This is a genomic window from Cohnella algarum, assembly GCF_016937515.1.
Lineage (GTDB): Bacteria > Bacillota > Bacilli > Paenibacillales > Paenibacillaceae > Cohnella > Cohnella algarum.
The window spans coordinates 5,095,614-5,112,583 of sequence record NZ_JAFHKM010000002.1; the positions used below are offsets into that span (position 1 = coordinate 5,095,614).

Sequence of the window (16,970 nt, forward strand, 5' to 3'; positions counted from 1 at the left end):
GAAGCCCGGCGGCAAGCGCCTTTATTCCTTCTTTTCCGATTGCTTTAACTTCAGGCCGTATGCTACATTTTAAAATATGCGATTTCAGTCCCGCTTGTCTTCCGGAAGTTCATTATTTATCATGATAAAATGTCGAGATCACATGCCGGGCAACGCGCGACGTGGAAAATCGGTCTCAACTTAGCTGGAGTGTGAATAGAACCCATGGTCAAAACGATAACGCCGGCGCAGCGCATTCAAGAGCTGCCGAAGCAATTTTTCGCCGCGCTCGTCGCGAAAGCGAACGCCCGGGCCGCAACCGGCCGCGACGTGCTCAATTTCGGGCAGGGCAATCCGGATATGCCGACGCCTCCGCACATTGTCGAAGCCTTGAAGCAAGCTGCCGACAATCCGCTCTACCACAAATATCCGCCGTTCCGCGGCTTCGCCTTTTTAAAGGAAGCGATCGCGAAGCGTTACAAAGACGATTACGGCGTCGAGCTGGACCCCGAAACCGAAGTGGCGGTGCTGTTCGGCGGCAAAACCGGCCTGATCGAAATCAGCCAATGCCTGCTCGACCCCGGCGACGTCGCGCTCGTTCCCGACCCCGGCTATCCCGATTACTGGTCGGGCGTCGCCCTTGCGGGCGGAACGATGGCGTTCATGCCGCTGCTCGCGCAAAACGGCTTTTTGCCGGATTACGAAGCGATTCCGGCGGACGCGCTGGCCAAAGCCAAGCTGATGTTCCTCAATTACCCGAACAATCCGACTTCCGCGACCGCGACGAAATCGTTCTATGAGGATACGGTCCGATTCGCCGAGGGAAACGGCATCGTCGTCGCCAGCGACTTTGCCTACGGCGCCATCGGCTTCGACGGCAAGCGGCCGGTCAGCTTTCTCGAAACGCCGGGCGCCAAGGAGGTCGGCATCGAGTTTTACACGCTGTCCAAAACGTACAACATGGCCGGCTGGCGGGTCGGCTTCGCCCTCGGCAACCGCGACGTGATCGAAATGCTGAATCTCATTCAGGACCACTATTACTGCAGCCTGTTCGGCGGCATCCAGGAAGCGGCGGCGGCGGCGCTGACCGGTCCGCAGGACTGCGTCGCGTCGCTCGTGCGGACGTACGAGCGGCGCCGGAACGCGCTGTACGACGCGCTCGCCGAATTCGGCTGGAACGCGCCGAAGCCGGCCGGCTCCTTTTTCTGCTGGCTGCCGGTGCCCGAAGGCTACACGTCCGCGTCGTTCGCCGATCTGCTGCTCGAGGAGGCCGATCTCGTCGTCGCGCCCGGCATCGGCTTCGGAACGCACGGTGAAGGCTACGTGCGGCTGGGCCTTCTCGCCTCCGAGGAGCGGCTCGAGGAAGCCGCGCGGCGGATCGGCCGGCTGCGGCTTTTCCGCTGACGGTTCCTTTACAACCGGCGCCGCTCGTGCTATGCTATTTTCACAAGCAAGCCGCCATTTTGGCGGCGACGGATCGGTAAACGCAACGAAGGGAAACGAAGCGTCAACGGGCCTGTCCAGAGAGCGAATTCGCCTGGCTGCGAGAATTCGCCTTGCCCCCCGCTTCCCCCAGCCCTGAGCGGCCGGCGACGAGCCGGACAGTTCCCTCTGTTACGGGGAATCCAAGCGGATGCGGCCTTGCGCGTGAAGGCGGCATCAATGAAGGTGGTACCGCGGAAGGCAACTTTCGTCCTTTAGTTCAGGGCGAAAGTTTTTTTGTTTTTCCGACCGGCATGCGATGGCATCGATGAAAGAAAGCTATGAGCGAAAGGACTGTTTTCCATGACGCAACGGATCGTCGTCAAGATCGGCAGCAGCTCGCTGGCGACGAGCGAAGGAGGCCTCAGCGGCGAACGCGTCCGGTTTTACGCCGGCGAATTGGCCGCCCTGCACAAGCAAGGCGTCCAGGTGCTGCTCGTCACCTCGGGCGCGGTCGCCGCGGGCTTCCGGCAGATCGGCTATGCCGTCCGACCCAAGCAGATTCACGAGAAGCAAGCTGCCGCGGCCGTCGGCCAGGCGCTGCTGATGAGAGCATACCAGGAAGCGTTCGAGGAGCACGGCATTTCCGCCGCGCAAATCTTGCTCACCCGGCCGGATTTCGCAAGCCGCTCCCGCTCCAGGTACGCGCATCGGACGATCGAAGAGCTGCTCAGGCAGCGGGTCGTGCCGATCATCAACGAAAACGACACAGTCGCGGTCGACGAATTCAAATTCGGGGATAACGATTCCTTGTCGGCGCTCGTCGCGAATTTGGCGAAGGCCGACAGCCTGTATATTTTGACCGACATCGAAGGGCTGTACACCGCCGACCCGCGCAAGGATCCCGAGGCGAGGCGCATCGAACGGGTCGAAGTCATCTCCGAGGACTTGTACAAAATCGCGGGCGGCGCCGGTTCGGCGGTCGGCACCGGCGGCATGCGCTCGAAAATCGAAGCCGCCCGCATCGCGATGGGCGGCGGCGTCGCCACCTTTATCGGCCGGGTCACCGAGCCGGGCGATTTGGCCGCGGCGGCGGGCGGAACCGGCCGGGGCACCTACTTTGCGGGCTCGCTGCACTCGCTCCCGGCCAAAAAGCAGTGGATCGGCTTTTTGTCCGTCCCGCAAGGACGCATCATCGTCGACGACGGAGCCGTCGCCGCCCTGCTGCACAAGGGATGCAGCCTGCTGCCGGCTGGCGTGCTTCGTGCCGAAGGGGATTTTCACCCCGGAGACGTCGTCGAGGTGGCCAACGCCGAAGGCAAAACGCTCGGCCGCGGCGTGTCGAATTACGACGCCTGGCAGCTGACCGCCGTTGCCGGACTGTCCAGCGAAGAGGCGCTGCGGCGGGTCGAAGTCGCCCGGGTCGAAGTCGTTCACCGCGACGAATGGGTGACGACGCTCGTCAAGCAATGATCAGGCACTTGATACGATCTATTTCCCACAGGAGGCGAACCGAATGAGCGAAGTGAAAACGAAAGCGGGACTGGCGCAGGACGCCGCCGCGACGTTGAACAAACTATCGACCGAACAAAAAAACGAAGCCCTGCTGCGCATGGCCGACGCGCTGATCGCCGCGGAAGCGGACATTCTCGCGGCCAACGAAGAGGATTTGCGCCGCGGCCGGGAAAACGGCACCGCTCCCTCCATGCTCGACCGGCTGAAGCTGACGCCGGAGCGGATCGCCGATATCGCGCAGGGCTTGCGCGAAGTCGTCGCGCTGCCGGACCCGGTCGGCGACGAGCTGGAGCATATCGAACGCCCGAACGGGCTTCGCATTCAAAAAATCCGCGTTCCGCTCGGCGTCATCGGGATCGTTTACGAATCCCGTCCCAACGTCACGGTCGATGCTGCGGGTTTGTGCCTGAAAACCGGCAACTCCGTCGTGCTGCGCGGCGGATCGGCGGCCATTTCCTCGAATAAGACGATCGTCGAAGCGCTCCGCAAGGCGCTCGCGGATACGGCCGTTCCTCCCGAAGCGCTGCAGCTGATCGAGGACACGAACCGAGCGTCCGTCGACGAAATGCTGAAGCTGAACGGCCTGCTCGACGTCGTCATCCCCCGCGGAGGCGCGTCGCTGATCCAAAACGTCGTGCAAAACGCGACCGTGCCCGTCATCGAGACGGGAGCCGGCATTTGCCATACGTATATCGACGCCGGCGCCAAGGCCGCGATGGCCGAAGCGATCGCGCTCAACGCCAAGGTGCAGCGCCCGTCGGTGTGCAACTCGATGGAGACGCTGCTCGTTCACCGCGAATTCGCGGAGGCGCATTTGGCCGCCCTCGCCGAAAGCTTCAAGAGCAGCAGCGTCGAGCTTCGCGGCGACGATCGCGTCCGCAAGCTCGTGCCGTGGGCGAACGCCGTAACCGAGCAGGATTTCGCGACCGAGTACAACGACTACATTTTGAACGTCAAAATCGTCGATCGTTTGGATGAGGCGCTCGAGCATATCCGGAAATACGGCACGAAGCATTCCGAATGCATCGTGACGGAAACGCCCGAACATGCGGAGCGCTTCCTGCAGGAGGTCGATGCGGCCGCCGTGTATCACAACGCGTCCACCCGCTTCACGGACGGGTTCGAATTCGGCTTCGGCGCCGAAATCGGCATCAGCACGCAGAAGCTGCATGCCCGCGGACCGATGGGCCTGCCCGCCCTCACCTCGACGAAATTCAAAATCGTCGGCAGCGGTCAAATACGCAAGTAATAGATGAAAAATAACGGCGGCCGAAGTGACGACGGAAGACTTAATACTTGAGGCTGAAGGCCGCCGGCAAAATTGGAGTGTTTCAAATGTCCGAACAACGCCAAGGGAACGTCTCCCCTCTCGCGAACGTCGATTTATGCTTTTACGGGGCCGGCTCGATGGCCGAAGCGATCGTTCGGGGACTTACCGCTACCGGGGCCGCGTCCCCGGAACGAATGACCGTCCTGAACCGGCAAAACGCGGCCCGCCTGGCCGAACTGCGGCAGCTGTACGGGGTTCGGCCCGCGGCAACCGATGCCGAGAAGCGGCAGGCGCTCGCCGGAGCCGGCGTCATCGTGCTGTGCATGAAGCCGAAAGACGCGGCCGAAGCCTTGCTCGGCCTTAAATCCTTTCTGCGCGAGGATCAGCTGATCGTTTCGGTCATCGCGGGATTGTCGATCGAAACGATCCAGCTGCTGCTCGGCAGACCCCAACCCGTCGTTCGCACGATGCCGAACACGTCCAGTACGATCGGCCTCGGCGCGACCGGCCTCAGCTTCTCCGAAACCGTCGCCGCCGAAGGCCGCGCCCTGGCGCTTGCGATGTTCGACGCCGTCGGCATGACGACGGTCGTCGAAGAGCGGCTGATGGAAACGGTCACCGCCGTTTCCGGAAGCGGTCCCGCCTACATCTATTACATGATGGAGGCGATGATCGCGGCGGGCGTCGCCCAGGGCTGTCGCCCGAAGCCGCGCACGCGCTAACCGTGCAGACGGTTCGCGGCGCGGCCGAAATGGTCCGGCAAACCGGCGAATCCCCGCCGACTTGCGCCGGAAAGTGACCTCGCCGAACGGTACGACGCAGGCGGCGATCGAAACGATGGACCGCCTCGGCTTCGTCGAGACGGTCGGCCGGGCGCTCGACCGCTGCGCGGCGCGGGCGGCGGAAATGGGACAAGCGATCGCCGAAGATGCGCTGAGCCGGAAATAAAGAACGAGAAGAAAGCAGGGATCTACGATGAGCGAAAACCAAGCCTACACGACGGCCACATACCGGCTGTTCGACGATAAAGCCGATTTCGCGAAAAAAGCGGAAGGCATCGCCGTCGGCCTTACCGTCGGCAGCTGGACCGAACTTCCCGAAGTTGCAAAGCAAAAAATGGAAATGCACCTGGGCAAAGTCGTTTCCATCGACGCTCACGAGCCGGACAACGCCGCTCCCGGCGAGCGCTACGCCGACATTACGATCGCGTACCCGGAATTGAACTTCAGCCGCGATCTGCCGGCGCTGCTCGTCACCGCATTCGGCAAGCTGTCGATGGACGGACGCATCAAGCTGCTCGACCTCTCCCCTTCGGCCTCTTTCCTCGGCGCGTTCGCCGGTCCGAAATTCGGCATCGAAGGCGTCCGCGAGCGGCTCGGCGTGTTCGACCGTCCGCTGCTCATGAGCATCTTCAAATCGGTCATCGGCTACGACCTGCCGAATTTGCGCGAGCAGTTTTTGCAGCAGGCGCTCGGCGGCGTGGATTTGATCAAGGACGACGAAATTTTGTTCGAAAATCCCCTCACGCCTCTGGAACGCCGCGTCGAAACGTGCGTCGAAGCGGCCCGGGAAGCGGAAAAAACGACCGGGCAAAAGCTGATTTATTTTACGAATTTGACCGGTCCGACGTTCAAGCTGCGGGAAAACGCGCTGAAGGCGATCGACGCGGGCGCGAACGGCCTGCTGTTCAACGTGCTCGCCTACGGCTTCGACGCGCTGGCCGAGCTGGCCGCCGATCCGGCCGTCTCCGTTCCGATCGCGGCTCACCCGGCGATGGCCGGCGCGTTTTATCCGTCGCCCCACTACGGCATCGCCGCGCCGCTGCTGCTCGGCAAGCTGACGCGGATCGCGGGCGCCGATCTGTCGCTCTTCCCTTCGCCCTACGGCTCCGTCGTCATGCCGAAGGAGGAAAATCTCGCCGTCCAGGCAGCCCTCGTCGACCCCGCGCTGCCGCTTAAAAAGGCGTTCCCGGTTCCGTCGGCGGGCATTCATCCGGGACTCGTGCCGCTCATCATCCGGGATTTCGGCGGAGAAGTCGTCGTCAACGCCGGCGGCGGCGTTCACGGCCATCCGCAAGGGGCCGCGGCCGGCGGACGAGCCTTCCGGCAAGCGATCGACGCGGTCGCCGCCGGGGCGTCTCTCGAAGCGTACGCGGCCGACCGCGAAGAGCTGCGGCTCGCGATCGAGCGTTGGGGGGTCCGCCACGCATGAGCGCGACAGACGTACGTCCTCCGGTGCTGTTTTGCGATTTCGACGGCACGATCACGATGAGCGACAACATCGTCGCGATCATGAAGCATTTCGACCCGCCCGGCTGGGAGCCGATCGTGAAGGACATCGTCGCGGAAAGGAAAAAGGTGCGCCAAGGCGTCGGCGAAATGTTCGCCCTGCTGCCCTCGTCCATGCGGGAGGAAGTGACGCGGTTCGTTCTCGAAAACGCCGGCATCCGTCCCGGGTTTCCGGAGCTGCTGGCTTGGTGCGAAAAGAACGAAGTCGATTTTTTCGTCACGAGCGGCGGCATCGATTTTTTCGTGTATCCGCTGCTTGCGCCGTTCGATATTCCGCGGGACCATATTTTTTGCAACGGAAGCGATTTTAGCGGGGAACGCATCCGGATTACGTGGCCGAACCCATGCGATGACGATTGCGACAATGCCGGCGGCTGCGGCATGTGCAAAACGACGATCATTCGCCGCTATCCGCGCGAACAGTATCGGCGCATTCTGATCGGCGACAGCGTCACGGATTTTCCCGGCGCGAAGCTGGCCGATCTCGTCTACTCGCGTTCGCACCTGACGGAAAAATGCCGCGAGCTGGGGCTCCCCCACGTCCCGTTCGAAACTTTTCACGACATCGTGGCACATTTGGAACAAGGAGACTGGAAACGATGAGCGAAGTTGCCAAGCAACCGATTCTTCTGGAGGACAAGCAGCGGGTTTACCGCGAGCTGTCCGTCGTCAAGTCCGATTTCGCCGCCCGCGGCTGGTTCCCGGGCACGAGCGGCAACCTGTCCATGCGCGTCGGCGATTTCTCGCCGGAAGCCTTTACATTCGCCGTCACCGCAAGCGGCAAGGACAAAGCCGCCTCGACCCCCGAGGACTTCCTGCTGGTCGACCAGACCGGCAAGCCGTGCGAGGAAACCCGGCTCAAGCCGTCCGCGGAAACGCTCATCCATTGCGAAATTTACCGCCTGACCGGCGCCGGCGCCATTTTTCACATCCATTCGGTGTTCAACAGCATCGTGTCCGAGCTGTTCTGGGACCGCAAAGCCGTCCCGGTCGAAGGCGTCGAGCTGATCAAGGCGTTCAACATTTGGGACGAGGAAGCGGTCATCGACGTGCCGATCGTCTCCAACTTCGCTCACATCCCGAGCATCGTGCCGGAAGTGACCGAGCGGCTCGACCCGCGCATTCCCGGCATCCTGCTGCGCAAGCACGGCATTTACGCGTGGGGACGCGACGCCTTCGAAGCGAAAAAGCATCTCGAAGCGTTCGAATTCCTGTTCGAATACGTGTACCGGATGCAGTTGGTGCGCGGGAAATAAAAACGAAACGAAAAAACGGCCGGAATCGGCCGCTTCATTGTCCGCAAACTCGCTTTTCGGAAAATGAGCGGCCGTTCCGGCCGTTCTCTTTTCGAGACGAACGCCGCTTGCGCTTTACGTCCCGGTGTGGCCGAAGCCGCCCGCTCCCCGCACCGTTTCGGAAAGCTCCTCCACTTCGGCAAACCGCACTTGCGGCACCGTTTGAAACACCATTTGCGCGATGCGCTCGCCGCGGTTGATCGCGAACGGTTCCCGGCCGAGGTTGATCAGCAGCACCTTCACTTCGCCCCGGTAATCCGCGTCGATCGTGCCCGGCGAATTAAGGCACGTAATGCCGTGTTTGTAGGCCAGCCCGCTGCGGGGCCGCACCTGGGCCTCCAATTCGCGGGGCATCGCCATCGCAAAGCCCGTCGGGATCAAAGCCCGCTCTCCCGGCCCGAGAACGACCGGCTCGGTTACGGCCGCGTGAAGATCGAACCCCGCCGCCCATTCGGACATTTTTTGCGGGAGCGCGATGTCTTCATTCCCCGGCAGCCGCTTCAACTGTACTGGATACAATGAATTCCCTCCCGATTCCTTCAAGCGCTTTCTCCTGTCCGCCGACCAGCGCGATCGAACAAGGTTCCGCCATTACTTTTTCCAGCATGCCTTTAACGTCTTCCATCGAAATCGAATCGATGCGCTCGAGCATTTCGTCGAGCGTGAAATGCCTTCCCAGCATGAGCTCGTTTTTCCCGATGCGGTTCATCAGGCTGCTCGTGCTTTCCAGGCTCAAAATGAGATTCCCTTTAAGCTGTTCCTTGCCCCGGACAACCTCCGCCTCGGTCAGGCCCTTGTCTCTCAGCTCCTGGAGCATCTCCATCGTCAAATCGTAAACGTCCCGCGTCTGCTTGGGCGCGGTGCCCGCGTATACCGTCAGCAGGCCGCTGTCCGCATAGGACGTATGGTAAGAGTAAACCGAATATGCGAGGCCGCGCTTTTCCCGGATTTCCTGGAACAGCCTGGAGCTCATGCCGCCGCCGATCGAATTATTGAGCAGAATCATGGCATAAAGCTTCGGATCGTCGATCGCGCAGCCCGGAAACGTCAGGCAGAGATGATTTTGCTCGGTTTTCTTCTTATGAAACAACGCATCGGAACGAAATTTCGGCGCATGCAGCGCGGCGTCGGAGCCGCGAACGTCGAAATGCCCGAAATGCTTCTCGAGCAGCTCCAGCACGCTTTCATTGACGTTGCCCGCAAGGCTGACGACCGTATTTTCGATCCGGTAGCGGTCCTTCATATAGCCGCGAAGATCCTGCGGCCCCATCGCGTTCAGCAGCTCGGCCGTGCCCAAAATCGGGTAGGCGAGCGGATGGTCGCCGAAGGAGGCCCGGGAAGCCAAATCGTGGACCGTATCGTCGGGCGTGTCTTCGTACATCGAAATTTCTTCGAGGATGACGTTCTTTTCCTTGGCGAGCTCTTCGTCCGCCATCTGCGACCTGAAAAACATATCCGACAGCACGTCGACCGCGATCGGCAAGTGCTGGTCCAACACTTTGGCGTAGTAGCACGTATATTCCTTGGACGTAAACGCATTGACGTTGCCGCCGATGCCGTCGAACCGGTCCGCGATTTCCTTGGCGGAAAAACGTTCCGTGCCTTTGAACAGCATATGTTCGATAAAGTGGGAGATCCCGTTGTTGTCCGGCGTTTCATTGCGGGAACCGGTCCGGACCCAAATTCCGAAAGCGACGGAACGGCTGGTCGGAATCGATTCGATCATGACGCGCAGGCCGTTTTTTAATTGATATTTGTTCACCCATTCTCCCCCTACTGATCAGTAGTAACACTATACCAAATATCGACAAGCGTCTCAACCGCGCGGACGGGAGAATCCGACACGCGGCCAAACGAGACGCCTGCCGAACGACGCGAACAAAAGCCGGCCAATCGCCGCGCCTATGCGGCCGGACGGTCTTCCGTTCGCGCCGACGAGAGCGTATCCGTCACCGTGCCCGGCTCCAGCCCCTTTTCGCGAACGGCGCGGATGATGCCCGCGAGCGCCTGCTCCGTCGTCGAAGTCGGATGCATGAGAATAAGCGTTCCGGGCTCCGCCTGGGCGGAAACTTTGGCCACGACCCCGGAGGCGGGGGGCTTTTTCCAGTCGATCGTATCGAGCGTCCACAGCACCGTTCGCAGTCCCAGCCCGGATGCCGTTCGCACGGTCAGCTCGTTAAAGTCGCCCGACGGCGGCGCAAACCATTTATTGCTCGTCCCGAGCCCGTCTCTCAGCAGCGCCTCCGTCTTCGCAATCTCGCTTCGTTGGCGCTCGGCGCCAAGCCGGCTCATGTTCGGATGGGTATACGCATGGTTGGACGCCTCGTGGCCCGCTTTCACGATTTCCCGGGCTTTGTCGAGATTTTTGCTCAGCCAGGTGCCGTCGAAAAAAAACGTCGCTTTCGCCTTTTCGTCCGCAAGCGTCTTTAACATCGAAGGCAAATATTCGTCGCCCCAGGCGACGTTGATCATCAAACCGACCATCGGCTTGTTCGGATTTCCGCGATAGACGGGAGCCGGCTCCAATTGATCCAATTGCACCGCGGGCTCAAGTTCGCGGAACACCCACGGAAATCGGCCCGGCTCCCCGCCCGGACCGAGTCCAAGCTCTTTCGCCCGCGCCAGCGTGGCGTCGATGTCCACTTCCCGGCCGTTGTAGCCGGGGATCGCTTTCCACACCCGGTCGATTTTCGCGTCGACCGGCGGTATCGCGAGTTTCGGCGCTTCCGCTTTTATCCATTCCGCAAGACCCGCAGGTCCCGCGTCGGTCTTCTCCAGCCCGCCAAACGCGATGGAGGCGGTTTTGTCGCTTTTTACGGCTTGTACATAAGGCGCGATCGGACCGTAGCGGCCGGCGGCCAACAGCGCCGCCAGGCAGACCAGCAGCGCCGCCAGCCGAATCGGCGACGTCGTTCGCATCGGATTCCCTCCTCGTCCGCGCGCGGGCTCGCGCGCTTCAATCCAGGACAACCCGTGCGAGGCAGCGAGTTTCCTCGCCTCCATCTTATGCCAAATCGACTTAAATTATGTACGAGACCTAAGGCGGGCCGATCTTATCGCAAACATGAAAAAAGAGACTGACGGTATCGGTCTCTTTTCAGCAGGTATTCGGTTCGCCTTAATTGGCAGGAACTTGCGGGGCGCTCGCGTTCAGCAGCACTTTGCGCGACAGGTTGATGCGTCCCATCGAATCAATTTCCGTGACTTTGACTTCGATCTTGTCGCCGATCGCGACGACGTCCTCCACTTTCGCCACCCGCTCGTTCGCCAGTTGGGAAATGTGAACGAGTCCGTCCTTGCCCGGCAAAATTTCCACGAAGGCGCCGAATTTTTCGATTCGCTTCACCGTTCCCATGTAAATTTCGCCGACGACGACTTCTCGCACGATGCCTTCGATGATCGAGCGCGCTTTCTCGTTGGCCGCCGCGTCGGAGGAAGCGATGTAGACGGTGCCGTCCTGCTCGATGTCGATTTTGACGCCGGTATCTTCGATGATCTTGTTGATGATCTTGCCGCCGGAGCCGATGACGTCGCGAATTTTGTCCGGATGGATTTTCATCGTGACGATTTTCGGCGCGTACGGACTCAGCTCTTTGCGCGGTTCCGCAAGCACTTCCATCATTTTGCCGAGAATGAACATCCGGCCTTCCTTCGCTTGCTCGAGCGATTGCGTCAGGATGGAGCGGTCGATGCCGTCGATCTTGATGTCCATCTGAATCGCCGTCACGCCTTTGGCTGTGCCCGCCACCTTGAAGTCCATATCGCCGAGATGGTCTTCCATGCCCTGGATATCGGTCAAAATGGAGAAGTGGTCTCCGTCCTTGATCAGCCCCATCGCCACGCCCGCTACCGGCGCCTTGATCGGCACCCCGGCGTCCATCATCGCGAGCGTGCTCGCGCAAATGCTTGCCTGGGACGTCGAACCGTTCGATTCCAGCACCTCGGATACGAGACGAATCGTATACGGGAATTCGGATTCGTTCGGAATGACCTTGAGCAGGGCGCGTTCGCCGAGCGCACCGTGCCCGATTTCGCGGCGGCCCGGGGGACGCAGCGGGCGGGCTTCGCCGACCGAGAACGGCGGGAAATTGTAGTGGTGCATGAACCGCTTCGACTCCTCGAGTCCGATGCCGTCCAAAATCTGCACGTCGCCGAGCGGGCCGAGCGTGCAAACGCTGAGCGCCTGCGTCTGGCCGCGCGTAAACAGACCGGAGCCGTGCGTCCGCGGCAGCACGCCGGTGTCGCCGGAGATCGGACGGATTTCATCGAGCTTGCGGCCGTCCGGACGCACTTTGTCATGCGTGATGAGCCGGCGGACTTCGTTTTTGACGATGTCGTACAGCACTTCCTTGACGTCGCCCAGCTTCTCGGGAGCATCCGCGTATGCGTTCGCGAAGTGTTCCACCGTCTCGGCGTTGATCGCGTCGATCGCTTCCTGCCGGGCATGCTTCTCGGCGATTCGCACCGCCTCGACGAGGCGATCCTTGGCGTACGCGTTTACGTCCGCTTCCACGGCTTTGTCGACGGCGTGCAGCACGACTTCCATTTTCGGCTGGCCGGCTTCCGCTTGGAGCTGCTCGATCGTCGCCACGATTTTTTTGATTTCTTCGTGCCCGAACATGATCGCTTCGAGCATTTCCGTCTCCGGCACCTCGTCGGCTTCCGCCTCGACCATCATGATGGCGTCCTTCGTGCCGGCGACGACGACGTACATGTCGCTCTTCTCTTCCTGGGCGACCGTCGGGTTGATGACGAACTGCCCGTCGACCCTTCCGACGATGACGCCGCCGATCGGTCCGTTAAACGGAACGTTCGAAATCGACAATGCGGCGCTCGTGCCGATCATCGCGGCGATTTCCGGCGAGCAGTCCTGATCGACGCTCATGACGAGATTGACGATTTGCACGTCGTTCCGGAAGCCCTCCGGAAACAGCGGGCGAATCGGACGGTCCGTCAGCCGGCTGGCCAGGATCGCCTTTTCGCTCGGACGTCCTTCCCGTTTGATGAAGCCGCCCGGAATTTTCCCTACGGCGTAAAGACGCTCCTCATAATTGACGGTAAGCGGGAAAAAATCGAGATCCTTCGGCTCGGACGATGCCGTTACCGTCGACAGAACGACCGTTTCGCCGTATTGGACGTAAATGGCTCCGTTCGCTTGCTTGGCCAGACGACCGGTTTCCAGAACGAGCGGACGACCGCCAAGCTGCATTTCTACACGATGTACCAAGCATATCCCTCCTCTATTCGGCCTTATGTACTTTCGACACACTTTCATTATTTCCTGCCGGAGTCATCTTAAGAACCGTTTCTTCGGTTCGCTCGCTCAATTAAAAAGCAACCCGGTGCCCGTCGGGATCGTTCCCGTGCGACACGACAGGTTGCTTCTTGCAACGCGCAAATTAACGGCGCAGGCCGAGCTTTGCGATCAGAGCGCTATAGCGGTTGACATCTTTGTTTTTCAGGTATGCCAGCAGCTTGCGCCGTTGGCCGACCATCTTGAGCAGACCGCGGCGGGAGTGGTGATCCTTCTTGTGCTCCCGGAAGTGGCCCGTCAGGTTGTTGATGTTCTCCGTCAGGATAGCAACTTGGACTTCCGGGCTCCCGGTGTCCGAAGGGTGCGTCTTGAATTGCTCGATCAGTTCTTGCTTGCGTTCTTGCGTCAGTGCCATCCTCGTTCACCTCCTTGTTCGTTCGAATCGCCATTGGCCCAGCTGGCGCCGGTGAGAGCAAACGGCCAAGCCAAGGTTCCAAAATACCGCTGCATATGCCGGAGCATAGGCAACAACTATCAGTATAGCATAGGACGAATGCCGGTTACAATGGCGCGGTCAAGTTTTGTTCGTTATCGACGAAGCGGGCGATCGGACGCCAGCGTCGCTTTCGCCCGATCGCTAGGCGAGCGAGCGCGTCTCGGCCAAAATTTCGCGGGCTTCGTCCGCGTCCCGTTTGATTTGCAGGCTCAGTTCTTCGAGCGAGCCGAACTTTTTCTCCGGGCGAATGTACTTGACAAACTGCACGGCAAGCTCGCGGCCGTAAAGATCCCCGTCGAAATCGAACAAATGCGCCTCCAGCTTCGGTTCCCCGCCCGCTTCGTCGACGGTCGGCCTGATGCCGACGTTCATGACGCCTCCGTATTCCGCGCCGCCGTCTTTTGCCCGGACCGCATAGACGCCGTGGCGCGGAAGCACGTACGGCTCGTCGGCCGAAAGATTGGCCGTCGGAAACCCGATCAGCCGCCCGCGAGCCTGGCCGTGCACGACCGTCCCCGTCAGTTCGTACGGCCGGCCGAGCAGGAGCGCCGCCCGGTCGCAATGGCCGTCCGCCAGCTCGGCGCGGATGCGGGTGCTGCTCACCTTGGCCCCGTCGAGGTATACCGGTTCGACGACTTTAACGTCGATGCGGCCTCCGGCCAGCTCCCGAAGCGTGGCGGGATCGCCCTGCCCCCGGTGGCCGAACCGGAAATCGAACCCGACGACGACGGTCGAAACGTTAAGCGGCGCAAGCAGGCTGCCGACAAACTGCTCGGCCGTCACTTGCGAAAAGCCCAAATCAAACGAAACGACATAGACGATGTCCACGCCGAGCTCCGCGAAACGGGCCGCTTTCCGATCCAGCGGCGTCAAAATCGTGTTGTATTGGTCTTTGCCCAATACGACGCGCGGATGGGGGTCGAACGTAAGCGCCGCCGAGCGTTGTCCCCGGTCCCTGGCGAGCGAGACGGCTTTCTTGATCACTTCCGAATGGCCGAGATGGACGCCGTCAAAAAAACCGATGGCGAGCGAGACGCCTTCCGGCTTTGCGGCTTGCTCCGGTATGTCGAAAGCTTGCGCCACAGTCGAAAAAGAAATGTCATAACGTTCCACTTGCTGTCCTCCTGCCATTTCCGACTACCGAACGGCCTGTCCGTTTTCGTCCGCCGGATGAAACACTTTGACCGGACGAAGGGAAGCTCTTTCGGCATCGGCGTCGAACAATCCGAGAAAAGCTCCGTCCTCGCGGTACAGTCGCCACAGTCCCGGCTGCTTCGGCTCCGGATCGAGCGCTTTCGCCTCGATCGTCTTCCCGTTCAGCGCGTTTCTCGCTTCGGCAAAAGAAGCCCTGGCGCTCGGAAGAAAGCCGAGCAGCCGGTCGGCCGGGATAAACTTCTCTTCCAGCGCTCCGTCCTGCTTCAGCTGCGCCATCCGTTCCAGCGTCAGGCAATCCCGCTCCGTCAGCCCGGAGCTCTCCACGCGCTTCAGCTCGGCCATGACGGCCGGCACCGCAAGCTTGCGGCCGATATCGACGCATAGCGTCCGTATATAAGTCCCTTTCGAGCAGCGAACCGAAAAGCGAACCTCCGGATGCGGTCCCGCCGCGTTCAATTCCAGCACTTCGATGCCGTGAATCGTCACGGGCCGGGCTTTGCGCTCGACCGTCACGCCTTGCCGCGCGAGCTCGTAAAGCCGCTTGCCGTTCACCTTGACCGCCGAAACCATCGGCGGCGTCTGCTCGATGTCGCCGACGAACGACCGGATCGCCGCAACGATATCCCCTTCGGTCAGATGATGAACCTCCGCTCGTTCGACGACCTGTCCTCCGGCGTCCTCCGTATCGGTCGCGATGCCGAACCGGAGCGTCGCTTCGTACGCTTTCGGCATCTCCTGCAAATATTCCACCATCCGGGTTGCCCGTCCGACGCAAATCGGCAAAACGCCCGTTACGGCGGGATCCAGCGTGCCGGTATGCCCGATCCGCCGGACGCCGATAATGCGGCGGGCTTTGGCCACGACGTCGTGGGAGGTCCAGCCGGCGGGTTTCCAAACGCCGAGCACGCCTTCGTACGAATGGTTGCCGTTCATGAGCGTTTGGCCTCCAAATCCGCCCGCAGCGCCGCCAGCACCCGTTCGATCGCCTCCGCGAGCGGCGCCGCGATCCGGCAGCCGGATGCCCGGATATGGCCGCCGCCTCCGAATTGCTGCGCGACGGCGGCGACGTCGACGAGGCCCGCCGAGCGAAAGCTCACTTTTACGCCTTCGTCCGCAAACTGCTTGAACAGCAGCCCGACCTCGACGCCCTCGATATTCCGCGGATAGTTGACGAGCCCCTCCAAATCTTCGTTCGAAGCGCCCGTCTCGGTCAAATCGTCGGCAGTGACCCACAGCCAGCCGATTTTCCCGTCATCGCTGAACGCAAGGCGCGACAGCGCCCTCTGGATCATGAGCATTTGTCCCATCGTCATTCGCTCCAGCAGCCGCTCCGCCAGCGCGGCGCCGTCCGCTCCCGCGGCAAGCAGCGAGGACGCGATTTCCATGACGCGCGGACTCGTATTCGAATACCGAAAGCCGCCCGTGTCGGTCATCAGCCCGGTATACAGGGCCGTCGCCATTTCCGCGTCCGGGGTCAGCCCCATCGCGTTCATCAGTTCAAAAACGATCTGAGCCGTCGCGGCGGCGTCGAAATCGAGCAGGTTGACCGTCCCGAAGCCGTCGTTCGTCGCATGGTGGTCGATGTTGAGCAGCTCGCGATCCGGGGCAAACCATTTGGCAGCTTCCCCGACGCGGCCGAAATCCGCGCAGTCGACCGTGACGACATGCTTGAAAAGCTTCATGCCGCCGTCGCCGGCCGCCGTCGCGATGTCTCCGCTTCGCCACAAATACGACAGCCGCGACGGAACCGGCCCGTCGTTGTACATCGTAAATCGCTTGCCCAACCGATCGAGCAGCCATCCGATCGCGACGGTGGAGCTGATGGCGTCGCCGTCCGGCTGTACGTGGGCGACGACGAGAAAATCGTCGCGCTCCCGCAAAAAACGCGCCGCCGCCTCGAATTGCCCGGACCGATCGTTCATTCTCCGCTCTCCCGGTTGATTTTTTGCAGCAGCGATTCGATATGGCTGCCGTATTCGATCGAATGGTCGAAGCGAAATTCGATTTCGGGCGTGTGGCGGAGTCTCATTCTCCGCCCGAGCTCGCTCCGGAGGAAGCCCTTCGCCTTGCCGAGCGCGTGCAGCGACGCTTCCTTCTGCTCCTCGCTCCCGAGAATGCTCAAAAACACCCGGGCCAAAGATAAATCGTTCGTAACATCCACCCCGGTAACGGTGATGAATCCGATGCGCGGATCCTTCAGTTCCGTCTGGATCAGGGTGCTGATTTCCCGCTTTATTTCCTCGCCGACGCGTCCGACGCGAAATTTGGCCATGCCTGCTTCACCTCATGCCGCCAG

At 61.2% G+C, this 16,970-nt stretch carries 15 protein-coding genes and 1 pseudogene; 7 read left to right on the top strand and 9 right to left on the bottom strand.

Features of this window, described 5'->3' with window-relative positions:
* Nucleotides 1-204: 204 nt before the first annotated feature.
* The 7 genes and pseudogenes from JW799_RS22995 (at nucleotide 205) to mtnB (ending at nucleotide 7,730) form a co-directional block, all read left to right on the top strand.
* A complete protein-coding gene (locus JW799_RS22995) occupies nucleotides 205-1,383 on the top strand; it encodes a pyridoxal phosphate-dependent aminotransferase (protein ID WP_205431871.1) in 1,179 nt (392 codons plus the stop codon).
* Between the two features lie 381 nt (nucleotides 1,384-1,764).
* Nucleotides 1,765-2,874 carry a glutamate 5-kinase gene (gene proB, locus JW799_RS23000; protein ID WP_205431872.1) on the top strand — a complete coding sequence of 370 codons (1,110 nt, stop codon included), beginning with the start codon at nucleotides 1,765-1,767 and terminating at the stop codon, nucleotides 2,872-2,874.
* 43 nt (nucleotides 2,875-2,917) lie between these two features.
* Nucleotides 2,918-4,165: a glutamate-5-semialdehyde dehydrogenase gene (locus JW799_RS23005; protein ID WP_205431874.1), complete on the top strand. Its 1,248-nt coding sequence runs from the start codon at nucleotides 2,918-2,920 to the stop codon at nucleotides 4,163-4,165.
* Nucleotides 4,166-4,251: 86 nt separating this feature from the next.
* Nucleotides 4,252-5,134: pseudogene (proC, locus tag JW799_RS23010) on the top strand (pyrroline-5-carboxylate reductase).
* 27 nt (nucleotides 5,135-5,161) lie between these two features.
* Entirely contained in the window at nucleotides 5,162-6,397 is a 1,236-nt protein-coding gene (locus JW799_RS23015) for a 2,3-diketo-5-methylthiopentyl-1-phosphate enolase (RefSeq protein ID WP_205431883.1), read from the top strand.
* Nucleotides 6,394-7,077: a 2-hydroxy-3-keto-5-methylthiopentenyl-1-phosphate phosphatase gene (locus JW799_RS23020; RefSeq protein WP_205431886.1), complete on the top strand. Its 684-nt coding sequence runs from the start codon at nucleotides 6,394-6,396 to the stop codon at nucleotides 7,075-7,077. The genes JW799_RS23015 and JW799_RS23020 overlap by 4 nt, the downstream gene beginning before the upstream one ends.
* Nucleotides 7,074-7,730, top strand: a complete 657-nt coding sequence (mtnB, locus tag JW799_RS23025; RefSeq protein WP_080839822.1) for a methylthioribulose 1-phosphate dehydratase — start codon at nucleotides 7,074-7,076, stop codon at nucleotides 7,728-7,730. Before JW799_RS23020 ends, mtnB begins: the two co-directional genes overlap by 4 nt.
* A gap of 114 nt (nucleotides 7,731-7,844) precedes the next feature.
* Here the strand turns inward: mtnB and dut are convergent, their stop codons facing one another.
* From dut to rbfA, 9 genes are all read right to left on the bottom strand, one after another.
* Nucleotides 7,845-8,288, bottom strand: coding sequence for a dUTP diphosphatase (dut, locus tag JW799_RS23030; RefSeq protein WP_080839824.1), 444 nt, complete (start codon nucleotides 8,286-8,288; stop codon nucleotides 7,845-7,847).
* Complete coding sequence (locus JW799_RS23035) at nucleotides 8,251-9,531, bottom strand: insulinase family protein (RefSeq protein WP_205431887.1); 1,281 nt, start codon at nucleotides 9,529-9,531, stop codon at nucleotides 8,251-8,253. The genes dut and JW799_RS23035 overlap by 38 nt, the downstream gene beginning before the upstream one ends.
* A 140-nt stretch (nucleotides 9,532-9,671) precedes the next feature.
* The gene (locus JW799_RS23040) at nucleotides 9,672-10,688 is read right to left on the bottom strand and encodes a polysaccharide deacetylase family protein (RefSeq protein ID WP_205431888.1); all 1,017 of its coding nucleotides are present in this window, start codon (nucleotides 10,686-10,688) and stop codon (nucleotides 9,672-9,674) included.
* Between the two features lie 199 nt (nucleotides 10,689-10,887).
* Complete coding sequence (gene pnp, locus JW799_RS23045) at nucleotides 10,888-12,978, bottom strand: polyribonucleotide nucleotidyltransferase (RefSeq protein ID WP_420830695.1); 2,091 nt, start codon at nucleotides 12,976-12,978, stop codon at nucleotides 10,888-10,890.
* Nucleotides 12,979-13,168: 190 nt separating this feature from the next.
* The gene (rpsO, locus tag JW799_RS23050) at nucleotides 13,169-13,438 is read right to left on the bottom strand and encodes a 30S ribosomal protein S15 (protein ID WP_080839831.1); all 270 of its coding nucleotides are present in this window, start codon (nucleotides 13,436-13,438) and stop codon (nucleotides 13,169-13,171) included.
* Between the two features lie 222 nt (nucleotides 13,439-13,660).
* Nucleotides 13,661-14,632: a bifunctional riboflavin kinase/FAD synthetase gene (locus JW799_RS23055; protein ID WP_338026318.1), complete on the bottom strand. Its 972-nt coding sequence runs from the start codon at nucleotides 14,630-14,632 to the stop codon at nucleotides 13,661-13,663.
* A 24-nt stretch (nucleotides 14,633-14,656) separates the two neighbouring features.
* Nucleotides 14,657-15,607, bottom strand: a complete 951-nt coding sequence (gene truB, locus JW799_RS23060; protein WP_080839835.1) for a tRNA pseudouridine(55) synthase TruB — start codon at nucleotides 15,605-15,607, stop codon at nucleotides 14,657-14,659.
* Nucleotides 15,604-16,596, bottom strand: a complete 993-nt coding sequence (locus JW799_RS23065) for a DHH family phosphoesterase (RefSeq protein WP_205431891.1) — start codon at nucleotides 16,594-16,596, stop codon at nucleotides 15,604-15,606. Before JW799_RS23065 ends, truB begins: the two co-directional genes overlap by 4 nt.
* Nucleotides 16,593-16,946 carry a 30S ribosome-binding factor RbfA gene (gene rbfA, locus JW799_RS23070; protein WP_080839839.1) on the bottom strand — a complete coding sequence of 118 codons (354 nt, stop codon included), beginning with the start codon at nucleotides 16,944-16,946 and terminating at the stop codon, nucleotides 16,593-16,595. Before rbfA ends, JW799_RS23065 begins: the two co-directional genes overlap by 4 nt.
* Nucleotides 16,947-16,970 lie beyond the last annotated feature (24 nt).